The organism is Ectobacillus sp., from assembly GCF_056992975.1.
The window spans coordinates 1-2903 of the sequence record NZ_JBXKMX010000138.1 but is presented as its reverse complement, the minus strand read 5'-3'; the positions used below and the strand labels follow the sequence as shown (position 1 = coordinate 2903).

The 2903-nt window shown below is 37.7% G+C and carries 3 protein-coding genes; all 3 read right to left on the bottom strand.

Translation table 11 applies throughout. The annotated features are described in order from the left end of the window. Positions 1 to 1343, bottom strand: a 1343-nt coding sequence (locus AC11ZT_RS06790) for a VWA domain-containing protein (protein ID WP_484058870.1), incomplete at its 3' end; no start/stop codon positions are given. A gap of 180 nt (positions 1344 to 1523) precedes the next feature. Further along, entirely contained in the window at positions 1524 to 2477 is a 954-nt protein-coding gene (locus AC11ZT_RS06785) for an ATP-grasp domain-containing protein (protein ID WP_484058869.1), read from the bottom strand. Between the two features lie 18 nt (positions 2478 to 2495). Next, positions 2496 to 2903: LLM class flavin-dependent oxidoreductase (locus AC11ZT_RS06780; protein WP_484058868.1), on the bottom strand; the 408-nt coding region annotated here is incomplete at its 5' end.

The following is a 2903-nucleotide window of genomic DNA, read 5'->3' as shown; positions in this document are numbered from 1 at the left end:
GTGAAATTTGGCTTGCTAACAGGATGAATCCTAATTTCTTTCGTTTGCTGATAAAATCCTTTAATACTCATTACCACATTTCCTTGCAAAAGTTCATTTCCAACTGTGGTTGTATATTGAAATGCTTTTCTTTCCTCATTCCACTTCATTTCGTATGTTTGACCATTTTGTTCATAGGAGGCTGTATAGTCGGTAGGATGAATAGGTAAATCAATGGGTCTTGCTTCAATGATAGCTGTACTTCCTACATAAAGACTACCCTCATTTTTATTTAATTGATTTCCATTCTTCTCAAACAAGTTGACTGTAAAATCAAGTGCAGGCTCTACAAGTACCTTCAAACTTTTAGATGTATCTACTGGTTTTTCAAGCTGCATCGTATACGTTCCAGGTTTCATGACAGACCCATCTCGATGTTCCATATGAACCACTGCGCCGCCAAGCATTGGCATCTTCGGAGCACTCATCAAGAACGGTCCCTCCGTCGTCGCGACTTTATCAGACAGACCGACAATATTGTTAATATGTTCCTGCTCAACTACTGTAATACGACGCATAGGAAACGGTGATACAAACGAAATAGTTGCATCTCTTACCGTAAGCTTTAGCACATCTTCTATATTTGAAAATGGATCACGATTGGATATAAGTGCAGCTGCTTCATTTACACTTCGAATAATTCCATCTTCCCCATCACTACTTAGAACCAATCCATTTGTTGTCTGCTTCCAAATTTCTTTAAACGTATTCATCTGCTGACGTTCCTCATTGCTTATATTTGATTCCATAGTAATAAGAAGAAAGTGAATTGAAATATGGTTATCAGTCGTAAATTGCATAAAGTTTTGAAGTGTATCTGTCATCATTTTTTTATTGCTAGCATATTGAGCTGGATTTGTAACTTGCAAATCGTTAAAGGCTCCGTCTGTAACGATCATAAACCAATACTCATCAGACTCGTTCCCTTTCATTTGACGTTTCATTGCCTCTATCGCTGTATCAACGGATTGAAACGGAGTGTCTTTAAATTTGTCTATAGAACGAAGCTGATTGATTTCTTCTTGTCGCCGTTCAAGAGTGACAGCTACTTCTGAAGTTGGATTGCTCATTGCTACATAAGAAAACCGATCCTTACTATCTAGCAATCCAACAAAGCTTTGCAAAGCGTAATTGGCATACTTCCAGCGATCAACCTCTACATTTCCACTCGTTCGCATGCTGCCAGAATCATCATAGATGAGCATTACAGATCTGCGTTTCCCCTCCCCTTCCGCCGCGTGCGAATGAATAGGAATAAGGATCAATAGAAGCAGCACACAAGTGGCAATCATTTGTTTTTTCATAGAAGAAGGCGCCACCTTTACATTAGAATAGCAATAGACAAAGTCTCTTGATTAAGCTTATGAATCTAATACAAGGATATGACTTGTATTTTGTTGAAAGATTCATAATAAAAACGCCTTCAGTTAGAAACCAAAGGCGTTTTTATGAAAAAAACTATTTATCGTATCAATTAGAAAAGATTATTTAACGCGAGCTCCGTATTCCTTTTCTAATTCTTTTCCAAGGAATTTTGCTACTTCTAGCATGCCGTATTTTCCAGCATTTGCTTCTGCATCGGAGTTATAATTTGTATTCGTATTGATATCATACGTATAGATTTCACCTTTACTATCACGAATGAACTCAATACCAGCAACAGAAATTCCGTTATTTGCCAAGACTGCTTCATACTTTTTAAGAATAGATTCTTGAAATCCATCAATAACTTGAAATTTCGGTTTTTTATCCGATTCTTCACCAACTGGGCAAAATAAATCTCCAATTTGACATGCATCAGCAGGACATAACTGAAATCCTTCAGAAGTATCAACACGAACTGCGTATACAAATGTTCCTCCGACAAATTCGCAACGCGTAATATATGACTCTGGTGATTGTATATATTCTTGGATAAGCGTAATACCATCAACTGGTTCTTCAAATGCACTGCTTTCTACATATGCTTGCAAACTAGCAATTGTTTGAAACAATTGTACACCAAGACCTTTACCCGCACGATTATGTTTCGTAATGAAAGGCTGTCCTTCAAACTGTTTTGCAGCTTCAATTATTTGCTTCTTACCAACGGCTGCAATAGTTTTTGGTGTACGAATACCTTCTTTATTTAACGCCAAATATTGTGCGACCTTACTAACCTCTAATTGAAGAGCGCGGCTACCATTAAACACTTTTCTACCATGGTGTTCTAACCATGCTATAAGGGATCCAGCAAGTTCAGGAGCAAATCGATGACCGCGAGTATGAGAAGAAGCACTCATACGACTATAATAAATTCCTTCTGGCGGCTCTGCAGATAAATCAACTGTTCCCGCATTTAAATGCAATACCTCATATGGAAGTTTCAATTCATCTAAGCGTTTCGTTAAATGAATCGTCCATTCATCATTTTCATGAATAATATAAATCTTTGCCATCTACAATTCCTTCTTTCCTTATAGTTGTATCGCTTGTACTCGTTTCTTTTCTACAATTGGCATAACTTGCTCTGAAAAGCGTTTCATTTCTTCTAATTGTGGTGAAAATTGAAGAATGAGAAGATCAACTCCAGCACGTTCGAATGCTAAGATTTGATCGGCAATTTGCTCTGGGGTTCCAATTAAATTTGGCCGCAAACCACGGTTTGAAACAGAATAGTCATACAATTTCACTTGTTGCTCAAGATGAGATTTGCTTACGAAATCATCGTAACCTGCATACCCACTAGAATCCTTAATATCCGTAATACGATCTAATTCAGCCTGAGCTTCTTCTGGTGTATCACGGCAAATAACATAAGCTGCCATTCCGAATGTTTCAAACGGTGGTTTCCCCGCATTTTCACGACGTAATTTCATATCAGC

What these genes read in the sequence shown, in the direction of transcription:
- AC11ZT_RS06785 (WP_484058869.1), bottom strand. Translation starts at nt 2,477, where the DNA reads ATGGCAAAGATTTATATTATTCATGAAAATGATGAATGGACGATTCAT.